Genomic DNA, 23,220 nt, shown 5'->3' on the forward strand with positions numbered 1-23,220 from the left:
TTCGAAAATCAGTTTCAGCGAGCGGCGAAGGCGGCATCGAAAGCTGCAGCCGGGGGACGGATAGCAGCCAGCCGGCGGACCATGTCCAACGCTTCCGGAGCGCCGATCAGCCGGTCCATGCCCGCGTCTTCCCATTCGATGCTGGTGGGTCCGGCATACCCGATCGAGTTGAGCGTCCGGAAAATGGGTTCCCAGTTCACGTCTCCATGGCCTGCGGTGACGAAGTCCCAGCCACGGCGGGGATCCGCCCAGGGTAGGTGGGATCCAAGGCGACCGTTGCGTCCATTGAGTTGGCGCACGGATTCCTTCACATGGACATGGAAGATTTTGTCCGCGAAGTCCTGGAGGAACATCACCGGATCAAGGTCCTGCCAGATGAAGTGGGAGGGGTCAAAGTTCAGGCCAAAACTGTCCCTGTGCCCGATCGCTTCCAGTGTGCGTTTGGCAGTCCAGTAGTCGTAGGCGATTTCCGACGGATGGACTTCCAAGGCAAAACGGACTCCTACCTCGTCAAAGACATCCAGAATGGGGTTCCAACGGTCTGCGAAGTCCTGGTAGCCGCGCTCGATCATGCCTTCTGAAGCCGGCGGGAACATGGCAACGCACTTCCAGATGGACGAGCCCGTGAACCCCGTGACGGTCTTGACGCCAAGCTTTGCCGCCGCACGTGCCGTGGTCTTCATTGCTTCGGCGGCCCGCTGACGAACGCCTTCAGGATCGCCGTCGCCCCACACGTCTGGTGCCAGGATGTCCCGGTGACGTTCATCGATGGGATCGTCGCACACTGCCTGTCCAGTCAGGTGGTTGGCGATCGCATGGACCGAGAGGTGGTGCTTCTCCAGGATGTCCAGCTTGCTTTGAAGATACGAGTCGTCCTCGACGATGCGCCGGGGGTCCAGATGATCGCCCCAGCAGGCAATCTCCAGGCCGTCAAAGCCCCACTCGCCAGCCAGCCGGGCTACTTCCTCAAACGGCAGGTCGGCCCACTGGCCGGTAAAAAGGGTGATGGGTCGGGTCATGTTCATTCCTCTCAGACGTTCTGCCAGCGGCTCGCGTTTCCCGCGCTCGCCTCAACCGCGGCCAGCACTTTTTGAACCTGCAAGGCATCAGAGAACGACGGCGTGGGCTGCTCCCCGGCGCCGATGGCATTCACCAGGTCCACCACCTGGTGGGTGAATCCGTGCTCGTAACCAAGGCCGTGCCCGGTAGGCCACCAATTGCCCGTGTACGGATGGGACGGTTCGGTGACAATGATCTTGCGGAATCCGGCGTCAGGTTCCAGCGCCGAGTCGTAGAACTGAAGCGAGTTCATGTCCTCGAAGTCGAAAGCCAGCGAGCCCTTGGTCCCGTTGAGCTCCAGGCGCATGGCGTTCTTGCGGCCCAGGGCAAAACGAGTGGCTTCGAAGATGCCGATGGTGGCGCCAGCACCGTCGTCGTGCTTTCCGGCAAACCGGGCGGTGAACAGCGCGGCGTCGTCCACCGTCACCGGCCCCTTGGGGGCGTCCGTCCCGCCGCGACCTCCGAGGCCCACGTAATCTCCACCCACTGGCCGTTCCTTCACGAAGGTTTCCAGCAGGGCCGAGACGCCGGTGATGGTGGAGCCCGTGATCCACTGCGCGGCGTCAATGCTGTGGGCGCCGATATCGCCCAACGAACCGGAGCCGGACTTGGACTTGTCCAGGCGCCACGTGAGCGGCGCATCCGCGTCACTGAGCCAGTCCTGCAGGTATTGCGCCCGGACGTGGCGGATGTCGCCCAGGCGCCCTTCCTCCACCATCCGCTTTGCCAGAGCCAAAGCGGGAGTGCGGCGGTAACTGAAGCCGCACATGGAAAGTACACCGCGCTCGGCTGCGGCCTGGGCAACCGCTGTCATTTTCTCCGCCTCTTCCACCGAATTGGCCAGTGGCTTTTCGCAGAGCACGTGCTTGCCCGCTTCCAAGGCGGCGATGGCGATCTCGGCGTGCGTGTTTCCGGGGGTGCAGATATCGATGAGGTCAATGTCATCGCGCTCGATCAGGCGGCGCCAGTCGGTTTCCACGGAATCCCAACCGTACTTGGAGGCGGCCGCACGCACGCCGTCCGGGTTGCGGCCGGCGACGGCAGTCAGTTCAGGTACCAAGGGGAGGTCAAAGAATCGCGGCGCTGTCCGCCAGGCGTGCGAGTGGGCGGCGCCCATGAAGGCATAGCCCACCATGCCCACGCGGAGGCGTTTGGGTTCTGACATGTGAAGGTCCTTTCTACTTGCTGAAGCCTGCGGTAAGACCACTGACCAGCTGGCGGCGTCCGAGGACGTAAATCACCAGGATTGGCAGGGTGCTCAGGACGACGGAGGCAAGCACAGCGGGGATGTTGACGCTGAACTCGCCTTGGAAAGTCCACAGTCCCAAGGGGAGGACACGGAGTCCAGGGCTTTGGGTGAGTACCAGCGGCAGCAGGAATCCGTTCCAGACATGCAAGCCGTTGTAAATTGCCACGGTTACTATCGCCGGGCGGGTCAAGGGCAGCGCCAGCCTCCACATCGTTTGCCAATCGCTGCAGCCATCCAGGCGCATTGACTCGAACAATTCGTTCGGCACATCGCGGATGAAGTTGGACAGGATCAGCACCGTCAAAGGAATGGCGAATGCAACGGAGGGAAGCATGATGGCAAGGAGGCTGTCATACAGGTTCAGCCGGATGATCATCAAGTAGATCGGGATGATGGTTGCCTGGAGCGGAATCGCCAAGCCCATGAGGAACATGCCGTTGACGAACTTCAGGTATCGGCCGCGACCACGAACTATTGCGAAGGCTGCCATGAAGGAGATCAGAACCGTGGGGATCACCGAGCCAAGTGTGACGATCACGCTGTTCATGAAATACGTGGTGAAGTTGGCCTCGAGAACCAGCTGGTAGTTCTCCAAAGTAGGCGCCGCCGGGAGGGCCAACGGATTCTGCCCAAAGTAGCCTTCGGACGTCTTCAGGCTGGTGATGACGATGTAGTAGATCGGCACAATGATGATGGCCAGCCATATCCAACCGCCAAGGCCTCCGGGAATGTTCAGCCGCCTGACCCGTGAACCGAGGCTCTGTTTGGCCTTGATTGAGTGGCCCGGGGGAGTGGCTGGAGCGGTTTTCGAATCGCTGCGAACGACAGTGCTCACCTTACAAACCTTCCAATTGGCTGCCCTGCTTGTCCTTGCCTCCAAGGCGCTGGAGGAACAAGGCAAGGACAAGGCCGATGACGACGAGGATGACTGCAATGACACTTGCCGGGCCCATCAGGTTGGCCCGGAAGCCGCGCAAGTACATGTCCAGCGCCAGGATGCGGGTGGAGTTACCCGGCCCGCCACCAGTCAGGACGAAGATGAGGTCGAAGTACGTCAGCGATCCTACGACCATCAGGGTGGATGAGGTGATGATGGTGTATTTCAGCTGGGGAAGCGTGATGTGGAAGAACTGTTTAATGATTCCCGCACCATCGATCTGTGCTGCCTCGTACAGGGACTTGGGGATTTGCCGGACACCACCTTGGTAGATGAGTGTGTGGAAGGGCACGAACTGCCAGGCGATCACAAAGATGACCAGGCCCAATGCCAACTGCGGTACGCCCAGCCAGTCTTGGGCCAGGAAAGGCAAACCCAATCCTATGGCCAGCCCAAAGTTAGGGTCCAACAGTGCTTTGTACGCGATGGCAACTGCCGCGGAGGAGAGCAGAAGCGGCAAGAAGTACAACACCGCCAAGGCAGCCCTGTAACGCTGTGTTCCGGCGGTGAAGACTCCCAGGAGAAGGCTGATGGGAGTCTGAACCAGCCAGGACACAATCATGATCAGGAAAGTCAGGCCCAGGGCGTTGTACAGTCCGGGGTCGCTGAGAACTGAGGACCAGTTCTCCAGGCCGGCTGCTCCAATGGCGCCGATGCCGTCCCAGTTGGCGAAGCTCAGAACCAGGACACCTACCAGCGGCGCAAGCGCGAACACCACGAAGAAGATCAAAGCCGGCGCGGTCAGCCACGCCAGTGCAGATTTTTGCTGCCCGGTCTGCTCGATTTTCCGCGGTGCAGCGGCAGCCCTGTGAGTGGTTGTTGAGCTCATTTGCCCAGGGTGGCATTCATGTTCTCGGCGAACTGCTGTGGCGTGATCGACTTCAGGAAGAGTTGGTCGATGTTGTTAAGCAGGGCCTCGGCCGCGGTCGGACTCAGGGCTTGATCCCATGACTGCTGGAAGTTCGGGGCATTTTTGGCCAGGTCGTACACGAAGTTCAGGAAGTCCTTGTCCGGGGACGTGGCGAGCTTGCCTTCTATGCCATTGACGATCGGTACCGAGCCGGAGTTGATGTAGGCGTCGATGACCGTGTCCGTCAAGATGCCGTCCTTGAAGAACTTCTTCGCCGTTTCCTTTTCCTTGTCGGTGGCTTTGGCCGAAATCGACATGTACTGGGCGGGGTTGCCTACGCCATTCTTCGGATCTCCCTTGCCTCCCGCGACTGTCGGGAAGGTGACGAAGCCCAGTTTTCCGTCCTGGACGAAGTTCTGGCCTTCCTTCTTCATGGGTCCGTATGTCCAGGAACCTTGAAGCAACATTGCTGCTTTGCCCGTGAACAACAGCGCCTGATCCGCCTTCGAATCTGCCGTGATGGAGGAGAAGCCCTTGATGAAGCCATCGGCGGACACCAGTTCCTGGATCTTGGTACCCGTTTCAATCACTGCAGGATCCATCCAAGCATTGGGCTTGCCTTCGAAGATCGCCTTGAATACCTCGGCGCCTCCGATGCGGTCCAGCAAGTACTCCAACCACATCATGGAGGTCCAGCGGGATTGACCGCCCAAAGAGAACGGGGCTACGCCCATGTCGTTGAAGGTCTTTACCAGCGACATGACGTCGTCCCAGGTCTTGGGTGGCTGCACCCCCGCCTTCTCAAAGAGCTCCTTGTTGTAGAACAGCACCACTGGGGCCACGTACTGATTGGGGAGGGCATAGATCTTGCCGTTGACGGTAGCCGCACCGAAGGAAGCGGGGAAGAACTTGTTTTTCAGATCCGGGTTGGCCTCGAACCAGCTGGTCAGGTCCTCCACCTGATTGGCCTCGGCGTAGGTCTTCAACGTCCCGCCACCCCATCCATAGACAATGGTGGGGGCCTGGCCGGCGCCGATCGCGGTTTTGATCTTCGTCTTGTAAGCATCGTTCTGGAAGTACGTCACAGCGATCTTGTTATCGGGGTTCGACGAACCAAAAGCATCGACGGCTTTCTGGATGGTGGTCTGGTTCGGCTCGCCGGAGAGGAACCACATGCTGGCGCCTCCTCCGCTCGCGCTGCCCGGTCCGGACGTACCGCAGGCACTGGTTGCCATGACTGCGAATGGCGTAACAGCCGCTAGAGCCAGAAAAGAACGCCGTGATGATTGGAACTGCTTCATTGCTTCTCCATGTGTAGTCGCCTCGTTGGGCACGTTGCGGTGCCCATCTCCCAAAGGAGTGACCATCTCCCGAAAAATACCGAAATATTTCGCGAATGCGGTTTAGGTCACGGTCTAAACTAAAGTGCATTCCATCACACGTCAAGGTTTACTTTTTCGCTGCTTGAGCTGCTGTGGCCGCCTTCTTGAGCTTTCCCTCGGCATCCCGCATACTCGAAACAAGCCGAAATATTTCGAAAGCAGGGGGATTATGGAACGCGAGCTACGTCCGCTCAAGCTCACACTGGCTGCCGTGGCCAAAGAGGTGGGTGTCTCAGCGCCTACGGTTTCCAAGGTGGTGAACGGCAGGGAGGACGTGGCCGAGGAAACCCGGGCGCGCGTGCTGGCGGCCTTGCAGCGAACCGGATACAAATCGCCGCTCCAACGTAAAAGCCTTCCCGCCCGGCAGTCAGTTGAGGTGGTTTTCGACTCCCTGAACTCGGCCTACTCCGTGGAAGTCCTCAACGGCGTCATGGAGCACGCGGCAGTCTCGGACATGGAGGTCATCCTCTCGGTCACCAGCAGGCAAACAGCGTCACCTTTGGGACCGGAGGAGCGGGCCCAACGCATCATCGACGAAGGACGCAGCGGAATGATCGTGGTCACTTCCGCCTTTGGCTCGGCACAGTTGGAAGCCTTCCAACGCCGCCGGATCCCCATCGTGGTGGTGGACCCCCTCAACCCGCCGCCGGCAGAGGTCTTCAGCGTGGGTGCCAGCAACTGGGCCGGCGGCAAGGCCGCAGCTACTCACCTGCTCGAGTTGGGACACCGCAAGATTGCCTACATAGGCGGTCCTGCCACGGCAGAATGCAGCCAGGCGCGGCTCCACGGCTATATGGCCGCACTCATGGCGGAGGGCATCACTGTAGACGACGACTACGTCTCCGCGGGCCCCTTTCGACCCGAGAATGGTGTGAGAGGCATGAAGGCGCTGCTGGCACTTGAAGATCCGCCCACGGCAATATTCGCTGGAAGCGACAGCATCGCGTTGGGTGTCCTGGCAGAAGCCCGAAGGCAGGACATCCGGATTCCGGAGGACATGAGCCTGGTCGGTTTCGACGGCACCCATCAGGCGGAAGAATCCGTTCCACCCCTGACGTCCGTGTCACAACCACTACAGGAGATGGGCCGTTCGGCCCTGCGGTTCATCCTGCGCCAGGTACGCGGCGAAGATATCGATTCCCGAAGGGTGGAACTGGCCACACACTTGGTGGTCCGTGAGTCTACGGCCCCACCGCCCGCGTCCAAGGCCAAACCTGCGTCCAAGGCCAAGCCCGCCCGCGGCAAAGTCGGATAACGCTAAAGAAGCCGCCGCCGTCGAGGCGTAAGGGAGACCGGCGGAATGGCGTCATACAGCAGCACCCGCACCCAACGATCACCCGACTCACGGAACTCCGCACGGCTGGCGAAACGGTAAAGATAGCTGCGCGCACGCACCCAACGCGGGCGTTCGCCGTCGAACGGGTCATGGCGCAGCAGCCCAAGGGTGGGCTTGTCTGCCTCCAACAGCTTTTCCAGGAAGGCGTAGAACCAACCCTCGTGGACGGTCCGCAGCGGCAGGAACCACATGAGCCAATCCAGCCTGAGGTGATACGGCGCCCATTGCCGTGGCAGACGGCGGACGTCGCCGGGTTTGCCTTTGAAGCCGTACTCCAGCCATTGGTCGTCAGCTGCATCGGGCTCTTCAGCCATAGTGCCTTCGACGACGATCTCGATCCGCTGCTTCGTCACCGTACCGAACGCACCATAGGCATTGACCAGGCGCCAGCGGTTGAAGCTCGCATTCATGAGTTGCTGGCGCGAGAAGAGGTTCAGGAGCGGCCGGTAACTGAGGACCAGCAACAGGACCGTCACGGCAAGTACGACGACGAGCCACCACAGCGGTGTTTCGGCACCAGGGTGCCACTCGAGCGGAATGACGGGAAGAACCGCATGCGCCACCGGATCACTCACTGCAGCGAAGGCGAGAACGATTGCCATCCAGTTCAGCCAGGCAAAATTACCGCTGCCCACCAACCAAAGCTGCGTCACGATGATAATTCCTGCCGCGATACTGGCCAGCGGTTGGGGCGCGAACAGGAAGAACGGAACCACCAACTGCGCGAAGTGGTTTCCCACCACTTCCACCTTGTGCAGAGGACGGGGGAGGAGATGGAACTGCCGGCTCAGCGGTCCGGGCATCGGCTGCGTCTCGTGGTGGTAGAACATCGCCGAAAGGTCGCGCCACTCACGCCCGCCCCTGATTTTGATCATTCCCGCGCCGAACTCAAGCCGGAACACCAGCCACACAATCAGGATCAGGATGGTAGTGGGCGGCGGAACCTGGTCCGAGCCAAGGAACGCTACGGTGAAACCGGCCTCCAGCAGCAGGATCTCCCAGCCAAAGCCATAGAACGTCTGGCCCACATTGACGATCGACATGTACAGGAACCAGAGGGCGAGGAACGCCACCATCGGCAGCCACGGTGGTCCCAACTGCGGCAAGCCCAATACCAGCAAGGCGGACACCGCGATGCCCACCCAACAGACTGCACGCAGCAAGGCATCCGAGTAACGCCACTGAAAGAGAGTGGGCCGGGCCAGACGCCGCGCCATCTCAAGAAACGAAGGTACGGGAAGCAAGCCACGCTCGCCAAGAAGGGCCGGAAACTGGTTCATGGTGGAGAGGAACGCAACCAGATAAAGGGTGGCCGTACCGCGTTGCAATACCTGCCGCGCGAATTCGTAGTTCCGCGCGTCAAACCAATCCTGCGCATCAAACCAGGCCAGCCACTCCACAATTCCACGTTACGCGCGGGAAAGAAGTGGTCAAGCAGGGTTTTCCACTTACCCGGGTGCTACGTTCGCACGCTTCTGCGGCTGCTGGGATACTTAAGCAATGCAGCCGCGCAAGATCGTCATCCTCGGGTCCACGGGTTCCATCGGCACACAGGCGATTGACGTCGTCGACGGCGCCCCGCACCTTTTCGAAGTGGTGGCATTGAGCGCCGGCGGCGGAAACCTCGAACTGCTCGCCCAGCAGGCTGTCCACACGCGGGCGCAGGCAGTAGGCATTGCCTACGGCGATCCGGAAGCACTGCAGAACCTGATTGACGCCGCGGCAGCCCGAAGCGGCTTGCGCAACTTCGTTCCGGAAATTTTCGTTGGTCCGGACGCGTCCACCCGTATCGCGGAAGTCGAATGCGACGTCGTTCTCAACGGCATCACCGGCTCCATTGGCCTGGCGCCCACTCTGGCCGCGCTCGCATCCGGTGCCACCTTGGCGCTCGCCAACAAGGAGTCGCTGATTGTCGGTGGTGCCCTGGTGAAAGCGGCTGCCCGCCCCGGCCAGATTGTGCCTGTCGATTCCGAGCACTCAGCCATCGCACAGTGCCTGCGTTCAGGTACCGAGCAGGAGGTGGAGAAGCTGATTCTCACAGCGTCCGGCGGACCTTTCCGCGGCCGCAGCCGTGAGCAGCTTCACGATGTCACCCCCGCAGAAGCTCTGGCGCATCCCACCTGGGATATGGGCCTCATGGTCACCACCAACTCGGCGAGCCTCGTTAACAAGGGCCTGGAAGTGATCGAGGCACATCTGCTGTTCGATGTACCCCTGGACAGGATCGACGTCGTGGTCCATCCACAGTCGGTGGTCCACTCCATGGTCCAGTTCGTGGATGGGTCCATCATCGCCCAGGCGTCGCCCCCTGACATGCGGCTTCCCATCGCCTTGGGGCTTGGCTGGCCTGGGAGGGTTCCAAGGGCTGCCCAACCATGTGACTGGACCCAAGCCACAAGTTGGACATTCGAACCACTGGACTCGGTTGCGTTTCCGGCAGTGGAGCTCGCCAAGGAGGCTGCGAAGCAGGGCAGCACCTACCCTGCCGTCTTCAACGCGGCCAACGAGGAAGCCGTGGAGGCTTTCCACGCCGGCCGCATCCGCTTTACGGACATCGTGGACACGGTGGAGTCCGTCCTCAGCGAACATTCAGGTTCTTCGGAGCTTACGGTGGAGTCCGTGCTGGATGCTGAGAGTTGGGCACGCACGCGCACCCATGATCGTTTAGCCAACAGCGCCGTATAAACAAAGAACCCCCTATGGAAGCAGTCCCATCGGCATGAGTCCCGTCCTTCTTTTCATCCTCGGAGTCGTCTTCGTCGCCCTTGGCGTCGCAGTGTCCATCGCTTTGCACGAGGTTGGCCACCTGGTCCCCGCGAAGCTCTTTAGAGTGCGCGTGACCAAGTACATGATTGGCTTCGGGCCCACCTTGTGGGCCAAGAAGAAGGGCGAAACGGAATACGGCTTCAAGGCGCTTCCCTTGGGTGGCTACGTGGCCATGATTGGCATGTATCCGCCCAACAAAGAAGATGGCGGGGTGCGTCCGTCCAGCACGGGCATGTTCCAGACTCTTGCCAGTGAGGCCCGTTCGGTCGCGCATGAAGAAGTGGGCCCGGGGGATGAAGGCAGGGTCTTTTACAAGCTGCCGGTCTGGAAGAAAATCATCATCATGCTCGGCGGACCGGCCATGAACATGCTCATCGGTTTGGTCCTCCTGGCCGTCCTGCTCATGGGTTTTGGCGTTGCCACGGCCACCACCACCATCGCGGACATCTCAAAATGCCAGGTGGCTGCCGGCAAAACGGTGGACCCGGATTCGGCGGACTGCAAGCCAACACCCGCGGCGGCCGCCGGGCTGCAGCCGAACGACACCGTCAAGACTTTCGACGGCAAAGCCGTCACCAGCTGGGATGAACTCACCGGCTGGATCCGGGCCTCGGCGGGCCGGGAAGTACCCATCACCGTAGAACGCAACGGCTCGGAAGTTTCCACTACCGTTACTCCAGTCTTGTCCTCGCGGCCGGTTGTGGGTGCCGATGGACGCCAGGAGCAGGATGCCAATGGCGTGCTGAAGTACCAGGAGGTTGGCTTCCTGGGAATCGGCGCGCAGAGCGCCTTGGTTCCCCAGCCGGCGTCGTCCGTCCTTCCCATGGCAGGGGAGAATATCAAGCAGATTTCCGGAGTAATCCTTAACCTGCCTGCTCGTGTGGTTGGGGTGGCGAAGGCCGCCTTCAGCGAGGAACCCCGTGATCCCAACGGCCCCATCAGTGTGGTTGGCGTCGGTCGGGTGGCCGGGGAAGTTGCTGCCATGGAAGAGGTACCGCTCCAGGCACGCATTGGAACGTTGGTAGGGCTGCTTGCAGGCCTGAACTTCGCGCTGGCCATCTTCAACCTTGTACCCCTGCTGCCCCTCGACGGCGGCCATGTGGCGGGCGCCCTGTATGAGGGGGCCCGGCGCCAGGTGGCAAGGCTGAGGGGAAAGCCGGATCCAGGTGCTTTCGATATCGCAAAGCTGCTTCCCGCCACATATGTGGTGGCAGCGCTGCTGATGGCCATGGGCGCGCTCCTGATTTACGCGGACATCGTCAAGCCGGTGAATATCTTTGGCTGAAACCCCTGACCGGGACCCGGGGGCCTGCAGAGTGAGCTGCAATGGATGGCGGATCATCGCTACGCGTCGGGATAGGCTAGCTTCATGACTGTTTTCGCTGTTGAGTATGTATACGTCGCCGAATCCGGCGCCCTCCGCGACGAAGCCCGCCCGTCGCACCGCGCCTGGCTGGGCAACCTCGCAGAGGACGGCACGCTGCTTGCGAGCGGACCCTACGGTGATGGTGCCGGCGCACTGCTCATCTTCAAATCAGCAGATGAAGCCGAACTCAATGACCTCCTGAAGCAGGATCCGTTCGCCGAAGCCGGCGTCATAGCCGGCATCCGTACCACAGAATGGGACCCCATTATCGGCGTCCTGGCTGCCCACGCATCCTAGCTCCGGCGTCCTCCATCACAACGATCCACCCCAAACCCAAGGAGTCCACGTGACCTCGGTCAGCCTGGGAATGCCAGCAGCCCCACCCCCCGTCCTTGCCCCGCGCCGTAAGACGCGGCAGATCAAGGTTGGATCCGTTGGCGTTGGCTCTGATTCACCCATCAGCGTGCAGTCCATGACCACGACGCCCACTACGGACATCAACGCAACCCTTCAACAGATCGCTGAACTGACTGCCTCCGGCTGCGACATCGTCCGCGTTGCCTGCCCGTCAGCCGACGACGCCGAGGCGTTGCCGATCATCGCCCGCAAGTCCCAGATCCCCGTGATCGCCGATATCCACTTCCAGCCGAAGTACGTTTTCGCGGCCATTGAAGCAGGATGCGCAGCGGTCCGTGTGAACCCCGGCAATATCCGGAAGTTCGATGACCAGGTCAAGGAAATTGCCGCGGCCGCGAAGGACCATGGGACGTCCATTCGCATTGGCGTCAACGCTGGTTCCCTGGAGCCGGGCATCATGAAGAAGTACGGCAAGGCCACCCCTGAAGCTCTGGTGGAGTCCGCTGTCTGGGAGGCCTCGCTCTTCGAAGAGCACGGTTTCCACGACTTCAAGATCTCCGTGAAGCACAACGACCCCGTGATCATGGTTGCTGCCTACGAGATGCTCGCTGAAAAGGGCGACTGGCCCCTGCACCTTGGCGTGACCGAAGCCGGGCCGGCCTTCCAGGGAACCATCAAGTCCGCCACTGCTTTCGGCGCCTTGCTGTCCCGCGGCATCGGTGACACCATCCGCGTTTCCCTCTCGGCGCCGCCCGTGGAGGAAATCAAGGTTGGCAACCAGATCCTGCAGTCGTTGAACCTGCGCCCGCGCAAGCTTGAGATTGTGTCCTGCCCGTCCTGTGGCCGCGCTCAGGTGGACGTGTACACGTTGGCTGAGCAGGTAACCGCCGGCCTTGAGGGGATGGAAATCCCCCTCCGCGTGGCCGTCATGGGCTGTGTAGTCAACGGCCCGGGTGAAGCCCGCGAAGCGGACCTCGGTGTAGCCTCCGGAAACGGCAAAGGCCAGATTTTCGTGAAGGGCGAAGTCATCAAGACAGTGCCTGAAAGCGAAATTGTTGAGACACTGATCGAAGAGGCCATGCGTATCGCTGAAGAGATGGGGGAGGCCGATGGCGAAGATGCTGTCAAGGGTAGCCCCGTGGTTAGCGTCTCGTAACGAGACAGGCCTGGGGGTCAGGGTGCTCGGCAGTGCCGACACCTTGGCCCTTCGCGCGCTTGCGAGCGAAGATCCCGTTGCCAACGTCTTCATCCTGGCGCACCTGGACAGCGTAGGGTCGGCCGCGCCCACCAGCGGCGGCGCCAGCGTCTTTGGCGTGTTCGACGACGACACCCTCCTTGGAGCTTGTTGGGCGGGGGCCAATCTGGTCCCGGTGCAACTCGACCCAGGGCTTACCGGATATGTAGCTACGGCGGCCCACCAATCCGGCAGGCGATACGCCTCCATCTTTGGGCCAGCAGAAACGGTGCTGGCCCTCTACTCCCGCTTTGAGCAGTTGGGCCACTTCGCGCACGAAGTCCGCTCCAGGCAGCCCCTTTTGACTATTTCCGGTGGGCCGGCCATCGAAGCCAATCCTTTGCTGACCTTCGGCACCATGGCGGACTTTGAACGCATCCTGCCCGCCTGCGCCGCCATGTTCGAAGAAGAAGTTGGCTACTCGCCGTTCCTGGGCGGCCAGGACTTCTACAGCAGGCGCGTTGCCGGGCTTATCCGCCAAGGGCATTCGCTGGTCCACATCGACGCTGCCGGGACCGTTGTTTTCAAGGCAGAGTTGGGTGCAGTTACCCAGGACGTCACGCAGGTCCAAGGCGTATGGATGAATCCGGAGATGCGTGGGCACCACCAAAGCGCTGGCTACATGGCCGCCGTCGTAAATCTCTCACGTACCTTTGCGCCCGTAACGAGCCTGTACGTCAATGACTACAACGCCAAGGCCCGGGCCACCTACGAAAGAGTCGGCTTCGAGCAAGTCGGCACGTTCGCAACAGTCTTGTTCTAGCCCGGGGAGTCCAAGTTCCCCGTGAGATACCGCTGGATGGTCGGTGCCACCAAGCTCACTACCTCCTCCTGATCAGCACTCGCCAGCGGTTCGAGCCGGATTACGTAGCGGAGCAGCATCAGTCCAACCACTTGTGTCGCCACCAGATTGCCACGCAGCAGGACTTCCTCAGCAGGACCCTCCACGCCCACCATGACCCGGGACAGGATGGTCCGGCTCACCGTCTCCCGCAGCAGTGCCGTTTTGGCCTTCGATCCGATGGTTCCCCGGACGAATGCCACCAGGCCAGGCTGCGCCGGGCTCTCCCACAACCGCACTACCGCACGGACCAGTGCTTCAGCCCTCGCCTCCGGTTCCAGGGTTTCAACCCCGGCCAGTACCTCTTCAGGATCGGCAGGCAACTCCACACTGGAAGCGAACAACTCGTCTTTGCCTTTGAAGAAGTGGTGCACCATGGCCGGGTCCACTGAAGCTTCCCGTGCCACTTGTCGAAGACTCGTGCCGTCGAACCCTTGCTCTGCGAACAACTTCCGGGCCGCCACCAGAATGGTTTCGCGCGAATGGTCGCTCCCGCTTCGACGGCCGCGGCGCAGGGGTTCCAGGCTCATGAGGTCTGCCGCCGCAGGGTCAATGAGGCAAGGATAAGGACTCCCACCACGATTCCGCCCATCACCATCGTGTCCTGCCACATGGTTTCAGTTGCGTCGATGTTCCCTGCGATCTCCTGAAGGGCGTCAACAGAAAACGTCAGGGGAAGGACTCCGGATATGGCGTCGAGGACGTCGTTCATCTGCTCCCGCGCCACGAAGAGCCCGCAGAGCAGGATCTGTGGCACCACCACAACCGGCATGAACTGGACAGCCTGGAACTCGGTGCGTGCAAAGGCCGAACACAGCAGCCCCAGGGCGACTCCAAGGACAGCGTTGATGACCGCGATCAGTACGACGAACCCGGGACTGCCCTTGATGTCGAGGTTGAAGATCCAGTAGGCAACAGCCGTGGCCACCAGCGACTGCAGCGCGGCCATGATGGAGAAGGCAATGGCGTAGCCGAACAAGAGGTCCGCTTTATGGATGGGGGTGGTGAGGAGCCGCTCCAGGGTCCCGGAGGTTCGTTCCCGCAGCATGGTGATGGACGTGACCAGAAACATGACGACGAACGGGAAGATCGCCAGCATCATCAGGCCAACGCGATCGAAGGTGCGCGGAACGCCCGGAGGCAGGGTTTCGTTCTCGAAAAGATAATAGACGGCGGTGAGCAGCAGCGCCGGAACCACCAGAATGAGCGCCACGCTGCGGTGATCGTGCCGCAGTTGACCCAGCACCCGGGCTGTGGTGGCAAAGGTCATCCGGAGATTCATGATGCCACCTGGCTTTCCTTTGCCGGCTGGCCGCTGTCCGGGCCCCGTTCGGCGTCTTTGATCATGTTCAGGAACGCGCGCTCAAGGTCATTGCTGCGTCCCCGCTCCGCGAGCTCGGCGGGTGTGAGCTGCGCCAGCAGCAGGCCGTCCCGCAGAAGCAGCAACGAGGAACAATGCGACGCTTCTTCCATCACATGGCTGGAAACCAAGAGCGTCGTTCCGCCAGCGGCCATTTCAACGAACCGCTCCCACAACTCCGCGCGCAGTACCGGATCCAAACCCACTGTCGGTTCGTCCAGCACCAGCAGCTTGGGGTGCGCCACCAGCGCGCATGCCAGGGACACGCGGCTGAACTCCCCGCCCGAGAGGTTCCCGGCTTTCTGCTTCGCAAATGATTCGAGCCCGACGGCGGCAATCGACTCCGCGACGTCCGTCGCCGTTGCCTTGTGCATGGCGCCGAAGTACTTCACGTTGGCTTCGACGCTGAGGTCCGAGTAGACGCTGGCACCTTGGGTGACGTACCCGACGTCGTGCCTTAATGGTGCGCTGCCCGCTGGACGACCAAGGACACTGATGGATCCACGGGTGATGCGTTGTACCCCAACGATGCCGCGCATGAGTGTCGTCTTGCCGCTTCCCGACGGGCCGAGCAGCCCAGTGATGCGCCCGCTGTCCACGGCGAAGTCCAGTCCCCGCAGAATTCTTGTCCGGCCCCGGGAGATGTGCAGGCCACTGGCTTCTATTGCTGCATCTGACATGGCTGCCTCCGGCACCAACGAGTAATTCACCAAGTGATGAATTAACGCTAAGTCTGGCCAACGGCGCGGTCAAGGGCACTTTGCCATCAAAATCCTTGAAAACGTGTCCGCTATCACATAAGTTTTTCCCAAGCCGTGTCGATGGGGCACGGGTGGTTACAGGGGGAATCATGGCAAAAACCTTGAAGGATGCCTTTGGCAGCCGCACCATCCGTGAGCTCGGCAGTCACCAATGCTTCCCAGTCGCAGGCGATCCCGTTCCGCTGGAGGGAACGGGGGATTAGTCCCCGGACAGAGTCTGCGGCCGGCCGGCCGCTGAGCCACGCCATCGCAGGATGACCAGCCGAACTTTGGCCAGGGGCTTCCATACGCGACGGCGTGGCTCTTCTCTGTGCTGAGCTGTTCCGTGCTGAGCCATTGTGTGCTGAGCCGCCCGCCGGCAGCCGGTAGATTAGTAGACAGTTGTTTTTGCCACATCTGCCATAGAAACGGATACGTACCCGTGGTCCTTCGCCTTTCCCAGTTGTTCCTGCGCACCCTGCGTGAAGATCCCGTCGACGCCGAGGTCGCCAGCCACAAGCTCCTGGTCCGGGCCGGTTACATCCGCCGTGCCGCACCTGGCATTTACACGTGGCTGCCGCTGGGACTGAGCGTCCTGCGCAAGGTGGAGGAGATCATCCGGCAGGAAATGTCCGCCATTGGTGCGCAGGAAGTCCACTTCCCGGCACTGCTGCCGCGCGAACCTTACGAGGCCACCAACCGCTGGACCGAGTACGGGGAGGGCCTGTTCCGGCTTCAGGACCGCAAGGGTGCCGACTACCTCTTGGCTCCGACGCATGAAGAAATGTTCACGCTCCTGGTCAAGGACCTGTACTCCTCGTACAAGGACCTGCCGTTGAGCCTGTACCAGATCCAGAACAAGTACCGCGATGAAGCGCGCCCCCGCGCGGGTCTCCTCCGTGGGCGCGAATTCATCATGAAGGATTCTTACTCCTTCGACGTTGACGACGCCGGCTTGGACGCAAGCTACGCCGCCCACCGCGCCGCATACCTGAAGATCTTCGAACGCCTGGGCTTGGAAGTCATTCCGGTTGCTGCCACCGCAGGTGCCATGGGTGGCTCCAAGAGCGAAGAATTCCTCTTCCCCACCGAGATCGGCGAGGACACCTTTGTGCGCTCGGCCGGCGGCTACTACGCCAACGTCGAGGCAGTCACCACGGTTGTCCCTGAGGATATTGATTTCACGGACGCGCCGGCTGCCCAGGTTCTGGACACACCGAACACACCGACCATCGAGACACTGGTTGACGCAGCCAACCAGCTCGCACCCCGCAGCGAGGCCGACGGCGGCGCCTGGACTGCCGCTGACACGCTGAAGAACGTCGTCCTCGCCGTGACTCTCCCCACGGGTGAACGCCAGATCGTCGTCCTCGGCGTTCCGGGTGACCGTGCGGTGGATCTCAAGCGGGTGGAGGCGAACATTGGATCGTTCCTTCCCATCGCAGGCGAGATCGGTCTGGAAGCAGCCAACGAGGAAGACCTCAAGAAGCTGCCGTGGTTGGTCAAGGGCTACATCGGCCCTGGTTTGTCCCTGGACGAACAAGTGCTGGGCCTGGAAGGGTCCTCCACACTGCTGTTCCTCGTGGATCCCCGCGTCGTGTCCGGCACAACCTGGGTGACGGGCGCCAACGCTGATGGCAAGCATGTCTTCGGACTGGTAGCGGGCCGCGACTTCACCTGGGACGGCGTCATCGAATGCACCGACGTCCGGGCAGGGGATCCGGCACCGGACGGCTCCGGGCCGCTTGAAACTGCCCGTGGCATCGAAATGGGCCACATTTTCCAGCTCGGACGCAAGTACGCCGAGGCGCTGGACCTGAAGGTGCTGGACCAGAACGGCAAGCAGGTTGTCGTCACCATGGGCTCCTATGGTGTTGGTGTCACCCGTGCTGTCGCAGCCCTTGCCGAAGCCAACCATGACGACCGCGGCCTGGTGTGGCCACGCTCGGTGGCTCCGGCCGATGTACACGTTGTGGCTGTGGGCCGCGGTAACGAAATTTTCGAAGCCGCAGAGAAGCTATCGGCGGAACTCGAGGCTGCAGGCCTCGACGTCATCTTTGATGACCGGCCCAAGGTTTCTCCCGGCGTCAAGTTTGGCGATGCCGAACTCGTCGGCGTGCCCACTATCCTGGCCGTCGGCCGTGGACTTGTGGACGGTGTAGTGGAGATCAAGGACCGTCGCAGTGGTGAAGCCGAGAACATCTCGGTGGAGAAGGCCGTGGATTACGTGGTCAACGCTGTCCGTAACCGGTGATTTCCGGCTTCGAGACTATCCAGCTCACCACCATCATCCTGATTGTGGTGGCTGGATTCGCAGCCGGCTGGGTTGACGCGGTAGTAGGAGGCGGGGGGCTGATCCAGCTCCCCGCACTTCTGCTGGTACCTGGCATCACTCCAGTCCAGGCACTGGCCACGAACAAGATGGGTTCCATCTTCGGCACTACCACCAGTGCCACCACCTATTACAGGCGGGTGGGACCGGACCTCAAGACGGCAATACCCATGGCGGTGATTGCGCTGGCGGGGAGCTTTGGCGGTGCCATCCTTGCTGCATCGCTGCCGGCCAGCGTTTTCAAGCCCATCATTGTGGTGGCGCTGATCGCCGTCGCGATTTTCACGGCACTTCGCCCCAGCGCGGGCGAGCTGACGGCTCTGCGGCACGATGGGCACAAGCACTATGTGGTGGCTTGCCTGATCGGTGCCGTGATCGGTTTTTACGATGGCCTGATCGGTCCCGGTACGGGGTCATTCCTGGTGATCGCCTTGGTCTCGGCCATGGGTTACGCCTTCCTTGAAGCCAGCGCAAAGGCCAAGATCGTCAACATGGCCACCAATGCCGGTGCCCTGATTTTCTTCCTCCCTCACGGTTCCTTGTTGTGGGGAGTGGGCCTGGTGCTGGGGTTCGCGAACATGGCGGGCGGATACCTTGGCGCCAGAACAGCTGTAGCCAGGGGGAGCGGCTTTGTGCGGATCGTGTTCCTGATCGTCGTCGCGGCACTGATCATCAAGCTCGGCATGGACGTCTGGAACGACAACATCAGCTGACCGCGTCCCCCGGCCCGGGCAAATCACGTGCTGCCGGAAGTCCTTCGAGTGTCCTGCCCGCCAGCGTGCTTGCTACCCACAGGGAGCGGGCCAGATCGCCGTCGTGTCCTCGTTTTCCCGCGTACCACAGGGCATTGTTCACCTCACGGGCGATGCTCCACTGTCGTGCGACCTCCGGATCAAGGCCAGCGGCGAGGCTGAATTCGCGGCACCGCTCGCGCAGGCCGGCCGCCGGATCGCGATCCGGCAGATCCTTGATGCGGTTCCACAGAACGGGTGCCACCGCAAATTCGGCCTCACCGATCTGCGGCTGCGGATCGATGGCCAGGTATTCGCCGCGGTCAGTGCCCAAGGTGCCGAGGATGTTCATGAAGTGAAGATCGGTGTGGACCAGGACGTCCCTGCCGGATCGGCGGCCCACAGCACCGCGGGTTTGGCACACTTCCAGTGCGGCCTCCAATAACCATCGCGGGAAGGGGCGATCCTGCCGTTCCCACTCCGCAGGCATTTCGTCGCTCCAGCGCTCGGCCGTGGCAGCGATGTGATCGAATCCCCGCCATTCGGGACGATCATCAGGGGTAATGGAAAGCTCGCGCATGATCTCACCCCAGACCTGCCGGGCCTCATCCATGGGGACATCCTGTAGCCAACAGGACGCGTCGAGGCGTTCCAGCAGCATAGAGCAACTGGCGGTGTCGGCAGCCAGGAGCCGGACAGCTCCGTGGCCACCCCACAGGGCCAAGGCATGGCGCTCCACGAGAGCTTCCTCATGCGGATAGGCGATCTTCAGCGCAGCCTGCCTGCTGTGCTGGAGAACGGGCACAACCAAGGCTCCGTGTCCGTTCCACGGCTCTTCACCGGGTGCGAGGTCCACGGACAACTGCCAACGGTCCAAAGCCTCACGGATAAGCCCCGGAAGGCTCGCCAGCCAGTCCCGCCCCGCAGAATCGCGGTTGTATCGGGCGTGGAGGTCGCCCGGAATCGGAATCATGGCGTGAAGGGTCACGCCATCAGCCTAGCTCTGCCCGGCGGTACTACCCTCAGAAAACGCCGCTGGCGCCCAAGAGGCTTCCGATCGAGAACGTGGCTGCAAGCGCCAAGGCTCCGCCCAGCACCACCCGGGCTGCTGCCCGGAACCTGGGTGCCCCACCAATCCAGGCCCCCAGGGCTCCCGTGATCGCGAGAGCCAGCAGGACGGCAGCGAACGTCAGTGGAACCCGCATTTCGGGGGGAGGGAGCAGGATGGCCAGCATGGGAAGCACGGCGCCCAGGGTAAATGCCACTGCCGAGGCAAAGGCGGCGTTCCACGGACTCACGATGTCGTCTTCGTGGATATTGAGCTCGGCGGACAAGTGCGCCGCAAGGGCATCGTGCTTCGTGAGTTCTTCGGCCACTGTCCGGGCGGTACGCGGTGTGAGCCCCTTCGCCTGGTAGATCGCGGCAAGCTCCTCGAGTTCTTCCTCCGGCTGCTCGGCGAGTTCCCGGCGTTCCTTCTCGATGAGCGACTTCTGCGTGTCGCTCTGGCTACTGACGGATACATACTCGCCCAACGCCATGGAAATGGCGCCACCCACGAGGCCAGCCGTACCGGCAGCAAGGATGCTGCCGGTGTTGGTCGTGGCACCGGCCACGCCGACGACGATCGCGGCGACGGAGACGATGCCGTCATTCGCCCCCAAAACTCCGGCGCGCAGCCAGTTCAGCCTATGGGCAAGGTCATCACGATGCGGTTCGTTCTCGTGCGTGGTAGCAGTTTCTGCGGAAGCCATGGTTCAAGCCAAGCACCGCCGGGCCGCCTTGGCCAGCATGGCTAGGCTCGCCTATCCCATCCGCCGCTTGGACTAACTGCGGTTGGTACTAACCGGGGCGTGGATTAACTGGGGGCGGGCGTCGGCAGGGGAGGCAAGTCATCGGCGTCGAACTCCAACCCCGGCAAAGCGGCCAGCGCGGCACCCCAATGCAAGCTCCTGCGCACGGCCGCCAGCAGGCCGCTGGTGGCCCAGTCCCGGGTCTCTCCTGTCGAAAGCGCGATGAGATCGCCAAATCCCTGCAGGGAGTCCGATTCCAGGGCTCCCAAGCCCGCGGCCGGGTCTTCAGCGAACTGTGCAGGCAGCCTGTATCCGGCCTCCCGGGTAGGGACGTCGCCACAGTTACGACGGGTCAAGGCCTCCGCTTGTTGAAGCAGACGCTCGTGCACCGCAAGATCCTTGGCGGCTTGGGCAGTTGCGCCAGCGTCCAATCGCTTCAGCGCCACCTGATAGATGTAGACGGCTTCCTGTTCTGAACGGACAGTGGCGGCCAAAGCCGCATCGGTGGTGGCAGCGGTTGCATCCGGGGTGGGGCTGATTGAAGGGCACTGGTGCACAGCCGGCGTAGTGGCAGGCGCGCTACCACTTGACGTCGGCGACGGTACCGGCAGCTGCCACACCGCAGCCAGCTTTTCGCCCTGGAGAAGTTGGGCGGATCCGACGGCGGCGAGCAACCGGGCGACCCCGCCGTCGGCCTCGCGGGCGTCGTCCAGTCGTTGCCGCCCGCTGGCGGTCAGGCCAGCCACGACTGTAGCGGGCGTCGCTTGCTGGGCCGCATCATCCTCAGATGGGTCATCTTTATCGCTTGCCGTCGAGGCTGCGGATGTGGCAGCAGTTGCGGCAGAAGGTGGAAGGAGGGCCCGGGACTGTGTTGTCAGCAATGTCACAGCATCGTCCAGGGCGGGCGTTTGGGAACCGGATCCTCCAGCTGCCATCAATCCAGCAGCCGATTCCCGCAGCCCCTGAGTATCGGCGAAAGCGTCGGCGAGGGCAGACTCGGAGAATGAAACCGCGGGGGGAGTCCCGGAATCCCGCGGTAGAAGTACGATTCCCGTGCCCGCAACGAGCAGCGCAACCACGGAAATGAGAAGGAGCCGACCCCACGCTGGTGATTGTCGTTTTTCACTTGTCTGCTCGTCCACAACACACCATGGTGTCATGTGGACGGGAAACTCCGTGCACCATGTGCTGCCGAAAATCGTTAGGCTAGTAGTCACAACAACATCTATCGGGAGGCGGCGGGCAACGTGAGTGACTCGGAAGCCACGACTTCAACAGACCGTACTGAGTCGAATTCAACGGCCACCATCCACAACCCGGAAGAGCGCAGGCTAAAGGCGCTGCTCGAACCGGCAGTCCTTGCCAACAGGCTCTACCTCGAGGATGTTTCCATCCACGTTGCCGGTTCACACCGCACGGTCCACGTCGTCGTGGATCTTCCGCAGGAGGAGACCGGAGGCGTCAGCCTTGACGCCATCGCAGATGTCTCGCGTGGGTTGTCCGATATTCTGGACAACGATCCCCACGACGACGGCCGTCCCTACGACCTCGAAGTTTCTTCGCCAGGAGTAGGCCGTCCGCTGACGGAACCGCGCCACTGGCACAGGGCCCGCGGCCGCATGGTCAGGGTCAACGTCATCCAGGGTGAGAACGTCCTTGGCCGGATTGCGTCAGTAGATGACGCCGGTGTGACCCTCATTCCGGAGCACGAGGTCAAAAAGGGCATGAAGCCCAAACAGGGGGACCCCATCACTATTCCTTTCGACAGGATCCGTCACGGAAAAGTCGAGATTGAATTCAGCCACCTCCACGAGGCCGGGCTGGCAGACGAACACAATGGACCTTCCGAGGAGGCCTAATGGATATTGACATGAGCGCACTGAGACTCCTGGAGCGTGAGCGTGAAATCCCGCTGGACCTCCTGATTCCCACCATCGAGCAAGCGCTCCTGGTGGCCTATCACAAGACGCCCGGTGCCTTCGAGAAGGCCCGCGCCGAGCTGGACCGCAAGAGCGGCCACGTGACTATCTGGGCAACGGAAATCGACGATGACGGCGAGGCCATCGGGGAGTTCGAGGACACCCCGGCCGGTTTCGGCCGTATCGCTGCAAGCACGGCACGCCAGATCATCCTGCAGCGTCTTCGCGACGTTGAGGACGATAACGTATTAGGCGAATTCAAGGGTCGCGAAGGCGAACTCGTTGCCGGCATGATCCAGCAGGGCAACAACCCGCACATGATCCAGGTAAACCTTGGATCCGTGGAGGCCCTGTTGCCGCCACCCGAGCAGGTTCCTGGTGAGAAGTACATTCACGGCAGCAGGCTTCGTGCCTTCGTGGTGGATGTCCACCGTGGGGCGAAGGGCCCGTCCATTACGCTTTCGCGTTCGCACCCGGGCCTGGTCCGTAAGTTGTTCGAAATGGAAGTTCCGGAAATCGCGGACCGTTCCGTCGAGATCGTGGCACTTGCCCGGGAAGCCGGCCACCGCACCAAGATCGCCGTCAAAGCGAACATCCCCGGTGTCAACGCCAAGGGCGCTTGCATCGGCGAAATGGGCTCCCGCGTCCGTGCAGTCATGACCGAGCTGAACGACGAAAAGATCGACATCGTGGACTTCAGCGAGGACCCGGCGACCTTCATCGCCAACTCCTTGTCACCGTCCCGGGTGAATTCGGTCACTATCACGGACGAGGCAACTCGCTCGGCCCGTGTAGTTGTGCCCGACTACCAGCTCTCCTTGGCGATCGGCAAGGAAGGCCAGAATGCACGCCTCGCTGCGAAGCTGACCGGATGGCGGATCGATATCGTGTCCGACGCCGCCCCGGCCAAGACCGACTAACGATCGTTCCGGCGGCCTGGCCGCCGGGAGCCGCGCCGCGCTGGCGGTGTG

22 protein-coding genes are annotated in these 23,220 nt (G+C 61.8%); 10 read left to right on the forward strand and 12 right to left on the reverse strand.

Annotated features, from left to right (window positions below):
• Positions 1-14 precede the first annotated feature (14 nt).
• From AB4Y87_RS18450 to AB4Y87_RS18470, 5 genes are read right to left on the reverse strand one after another with little or no spacing between them, the layout of a single operon-like run.
• The gene (locus tag AB4Y87_RS18450; RefSeq protein WP_442005746.1) at positions 15-1,019 is read right to left on the reverse strand and encodes a sugar phosphate isomerase/epimerase family protein; all 1,005 of its coding nucleotides are present in this window, start codon (positions 1,017-1,019) and stop codon (positions 15-17) included.
• 11 nt (positions 1,020-1,030) lie between these two features.
• Positions 1,031-2,224: a Gfo/Idh/MocA family protein gene (locus AB4Y87_RS18455; protein WP_442005747.1), complete on the reverse strand. Its 1,194-nt coding sequence runs from the start codon at positions 2,222-2,224 to the stop codon at positions 1,031-1,033.
• A 13-nt stretch (positions 2,225-2,237) separates the two neighbouring features.
• Positions 2,238-3,143, reverse strand: coding sequence for a carbohydrate ABC transporter permease (locus AB4Y87_RS18460; protein WP_442005748.1), 906 nt, complete (start codon positions 3,141-3,143; stop codon positions 2,238-2,240).
• A 1-nt stretch (position 3,144) separates the two neighbouring features.
• Positions 3,145-4,074, reverse strand: coding sequence for a carbohydrate ABC transporter permease (locus AB4Y87_RS18465; RefSeq protein WP_442005749.1), 930 nt, complete (start codon positions 4,072-4,074; stop codon positions 3,145-3,147).
• Positions 4,071-5,396 carry an extracellular solute-binding protein gene (locus tag AB4Y87_RS18470; RefSeq protein ID WP_442005750.1) on the reverse strand — a complete coding sequence of 442 codons (1,326 nt, stop codon included), beginning with the start codon at positions 5,394-5,396 and terminating at the stop codon, positions 4,071-4,073. The genes AB4Y87_RS18465 and AB4Y87_RS18470 overlap by 4 nt, the downstream gene beginning before the upstream one ends.
• A 250-nt stretch (positions 5,397-5,646) precedes the next feature.
• Here AB4Y87_RS18470 and AB4Y87_RS18475 point away from each other — a divergent pair, with 250 nt between their 5' ends.
• The gene (locus tag AB4Y87_RS18475; protein ID WP_442005751.1) at positions 5,647-6,732 is read left to right on the forward strand and encodes a LacI family DNA-binding transcriptional regulator; all 1,086 of its coding nucleotides are present in this window, start codon (positions 5,647-5,649) and stop codon (positions 6,730-6,732) included.
• A 2-nt stretch (positions 6,733-6,734) separates the two neighbouring features.
• On the opposite strand, the gene AB4Y87_RS18480 is transcribed toward AB4Y87_RS18475, so the two are convergent.
• Complete coding sequence (locus tag AB4Y87_RS18480) at positions 6,735-8,213, reverse strand: lipase maturation factor family protein (RefSeq protein ID WP_442005752.1); 1,479 nt, start codon at positions 8,211-8,213, stop codon at positions 6,735-6,737.
• A 100-nt stretch (positions 8,214-8,313) separates the two neighbouring features.
• Here AB4Y87_RS18480 and dxr point away from each other — a divergent pair, with 100 nt between their 5' ends.
• From dxr to AB4Y87_RS18505, 5 genes are all read left to right on the forward strand, one after another.
• Positions 8,314-9,498, forward strand: a complete 1,185-nt coding sequence (gene dxr / locus AB4Y87_RS18485) for a 1-deoxy-D-xylulose-5-phosphate reductoisomerase (RefSeq protein WP_442005753.1) — start codon at positions 8,314-8,316, stop codon at positions 9,496-9,498.
• Between the two features lie 34 nt (positions 9,499-9,532).
• Positions 9,533-10,864 (forward strand): M50 family metallopeptidase, encoded by a 1,332-nt coding sequence (locus tag AB4Y87_RS18490; protein ID WP_442005754.1) that lies wholly within the window; start codon positions 9,533-9,535, stop codon positions 10,862-10,864.
• An 84-nt stretch (positions 10,865-10,948) separates the two neighbouring features.
• Positions 10,949-11,242, forward strand: a complete 294-nt coding sequence (locus AB4Y87_RS18495; protein WP_442005755.1) for a YciI family protein — start codon at positions 10,949-10,951, stop codon at positions 11,240-11,242.
• 49 nt (positions 11,243-11,291) lie between these two features.
• The gene (gene ispG, locus AB4Y87_RS18500; RefSeq protein ID WP_216925300.1) at positions 11,292-12,458 is read left to right on the forward strand and encodes a flavodoxin-dependent (E)-4-hydroxy-3-methylbut-2-enyl-diphosphate synthase; all 1,167 of its coding nucleotides are present in this window, start codon (positions 11,292-11,294) and stop codon (positions 12,456-12,458) included.
• The gene (locus AB4Y87_RS18505) at positions 12,421-13,299 is read left to right on the forward strand and encodes a GNAT family N-acetyltransferase (protein WP_442005836.1); all 879 of its coding nucleotides are present in this window, start codon (positions 12,421-12,423) and stop codon (positions 13,297-13,299) included. Before ispG ends, AB4Y87_RS18505 begins: the two co-directional genes overlap by 38 nt.
• Here the strand turns inward: AB4Y87_RS18505 and AB4Y87_RS18510 are convergent.
• The 3 genes from AB4Y87_RS18510 to AB4Y87_RS18520 are packed head-to-tail and all read right to left on the reverse strand — an operon-like array spanning position 13,296 to position 15,417.
• Positions 13,296-13,907, reverse strand: coding sequence for a TetR/AcrR family transcriptional regulator (locus AB4Y87_RS18510; RefSeq protein ID WP_442005756.1), 612 nt, complete (start codon positions 13,905-13,907; stop codon positions 13,296-13,298). The genes AB4Y87_RS18505 and AB4Y87_RS18510 overlap by 4 nt on opposite strands.
• Positions 13,904-14,647, reverse strand: coding sequence for an ABC transporter permease (locus AB4Y87_RS18515; protein WP_442005837.1), 744 nt, complete (start codon positions 14,645-14,647; stop codon positions 13,904-13,906). Before AB4Y87_RS18515 ends, AB4Y87_RS18510 begins: the two co-directional genes overlap by 4 nt.
• An 8-nt stretch (positions 14,648-14,655) precedes the next feature.
• Positions 14,656-15,417: an ABC transporter ATP-binding protein gene (locus AB4Y87_RS18520; RefSeq protein ID WP_442005757.1), complete on the reverse strand. Its 762-nt coding sequence runs from the start codon at positions 15,415-15,417 to the stop codon at positions 14,656-14,658.
• Positions 15,418-15,919: 502 nt separating this feature from the next.
• Here AB4Y87_RS18520 and AB4Y87_RS18525 point away from each other — a divergent pair.
• Together AB4Y87_RS18525 and AB4Y87_RS18530 are read left to right on the forward strand one after the other, a co-directional pair.
• A complete protein-coding gene (locus tag AB4Y87_RS18525; protein ID WP_442005758.1) occupies positions 15,920-17,731 on the forward strand; it encodes a proline--tRNA ligase in 1,812 nt (603 codons plus the stop codon).
• Complete coding sequence (locus AB4Y87_RS18530) at positions 17,728-18,522, forward strand: sulfite exporter TauE/SafE family protein (RefSeq protein ID WP_442005759.1); 795 nt, start codon at positions 17,728-17,730, stop codon at positions 18,520-18,522. Before AB4Y87_RS18525 ends, AB4Y87_RS18530 begins: the two co-directional genes overlap by 4 nt.
• Here AB4Y87_RS18530 and AB4Y87_RS18535 read toward each other — a convergent pair.
• The 3 genes from AB4Y87_RS18535 to AB4Y87_RS18545 all read right to left on the reverse strand — a co-directional run bounded on the left by AB4Y87_RS18535 (position 18,515) and on the right by AB4Y87_RS18545 (position 21,472).
• A complete protein-coding gene (locus AB4Y87_RS18535) occupies positions 18,515-19,513 on the reverse strand; it encodes an aminoglycoside phosphotransferase family protein (RefSeq protein ID WP_442005838.1) in 999 nt (332 codons plus the stop codon). The two genes, AB4Y87_RS18530 and AB4Y87_RS18535, sit on opposite strands and share 8 nt — an antisense overlap.
• A gap of 49 nt (positions 19,514-19,562) precedes the next feature.
• On the reverse strand, positions 19,563-20,291 hold the full coding sequence (locus AB4Y87_RS18540; RefSeq protein ID WP_442005760.1) for a VIT1/CCC1 transporter family protein: 729 nt from the start codon (positions 20,289-20,291) through the stop codon (positions 19,563-19,565).
• Between the two features lie 104 nt (positions 20,292-20,395).
• Positions 20,396-21,472: a DUF4439 domain-containing protein gene (locus AB4Y87_RS18545; protein WP_442005761.1), complete on the reverse strand. Its 1,077-nt coding sequence runs from the start codon at positions 21,470-21,472 to the stop codon at positions 20,396-20,398.
• A gap of 105 nt (positions 21,473-21,577) precedes the next feature.
• On the opposite strand from AB4Y87_RS18545, the gene rimP reads away from it, so the two are divergent.
• Both rimP and nusA read left to right on the forward strand, forming a co-directional pair.
• The gene (rimP, locus tag AB4Y87_RS18550) at positions 21,578-22,189 is read left to right on the forward strand and encodes a ribosome maturation factor RimP (RefSeq protein WP_224092279.1); all 612 of its coding nucleotides are present in this window, start codon (positions 21,578-21,580) and stop codon (positions 22,187-22,189) included.
• Positions 22,189-23,169, forward strand: a complete 981-nt coding sequence (gene nusA / locus AB4Y87_RS18555) for a transcription termination factor NusA (protein ID WP_442005762.1) — start codon at positions 22,189-22,191, stop codon at positions 23,167-23,169. Before rimP ends, nusA begins: the two co-directional genes overlap by 1 nt.
• Positions 23,170-23,220: the final 51 nt, after the last annotated feature.

This window comes from Paenarthrobacter sp. RAF54_2 (assembly GCF_052113945.1).
Taxonomy (GTDB): Bacteria; Actinomycetota; Actinomycetes; order Actinomycetales; family Micrococcaceae; genus Arthrobacter.

What these genes read in the sequence shown, in the direction of transcription:
- AB4Y87_RS18475 (WP_442005751.1), top strand. Translation starts at nt 5,647, where the DNA reads ATGGAACGCGAGCTACGTCCGCTCAAGCTCACACTGGCTGCCGTGGCC.
- AB4Y87_RS18470 (WP_442005750.1), bottom strand. Translation starts at nt 5,396, where the DNA reads ATGAAGCAGTTCCAATCATCACGGCGTTCTTTTCTGGCTCTAGCGGCT.
- AB4Y87_RS18505 (WP_442005836.1), top strand. Translation starts at nt 12,421, where the DNA reads ATGCTGTCAAGGGTAGCCCCGTGGTTAGCGTCTCGTAACGAGACAGGC.
- AB4Y87_RS18490 (WP_442005754.1), top strand. Translation starts at nt 9,533, where the DNA reads ATGAGTCCCGTCCTTCTTTTCATCCTCGGAGTCGTCTTCGTCGCCCTT.
- AB4Y87_RS18465 (WP_442005749.1), bottom strand. Translation starts at nt 4,074, where the DNA reads ATGAGCTCAACAACCACTCACAGGGCTGCCGCTGCACCGCGGAAAATC.
- AB4Y87_RS18520 (WP_442005757.1), bottom strand. Translation starts at nt 15,417, where the DNA reads ATGTCAGATGCAGCAATAGAAGCCAGTGGCCTGCACATCTCCCGGGGC.
- nusA (WP_442005762.1), top strand. Translation starts at nt 22,189, where the DNA reads ATGGATATTGACATGAGCGCACTGAGACTCCTGGAGCGTGAGCGTGAA.
- AB4Y87_RS18515 (WP_442005837.1), bottom strand. Translation starts at nt 14,647, where the DNA reads ATGACCTTTGCCACCACAGCCCGGGTGCTGGGTCAACTGCGGCACGAT.
- AB4Y87_RS18450 (WP_442005746.1), bottom strand. Translation starts at nt 1,019, where the DNA reads ATGACCCGACCCATCACCCTTTTTACCGGCCAGTGGGCCGACCTGCCG.
- AB4Y87_RS18540 (WP_442005760.1), bottom strand. Translation starts at nt 20,291, where the DNA reads ATGGCTTCCGCAGAAACTGCTACCACGCACGAGAACGAACCGCATCGT.
- AB4Y87_RS18510 (WP_442005756.1), bottom strand. Translation starts at nt 13,907, where the DNA reads ATGAGCCTGGAACCCCTGCGCCGCGGCCGTCGAAGCGGGAGCGACCAT.
- dxr (WP_442005753.1), top strand. Translation starts at nt 8,314, where the DNA reads ATGCAGCCGCGCAAGATCGTCATCCTCGGGTCCACGGGTTCCATCGGC.
- AB4Y87_RS18535 (WP_442005838.1), bottom strand. Translation starts at nt 19,513, where the DNA reads ATGATTCCGATTCCGGGCGACCTCCACGCCCGATACAACCGCGATTCT.
- AB4Y87_RS18495 (WP_442005755.1), top strand. Translation starts at nt 10,949, where the DNA reads ATGACTGTTTTCGCTGTTGAGTATGTATACGTCGCCGAATCCGGCGCC.
- AB4Y87_RS18455 (WP_442005747.1), bottom strand. Translation starts at nt 2,224, where the DNA reads ATGTCAGAACCCAAACGCCTCCGCGTGGGCATGGTGGGCTATGCCTTC.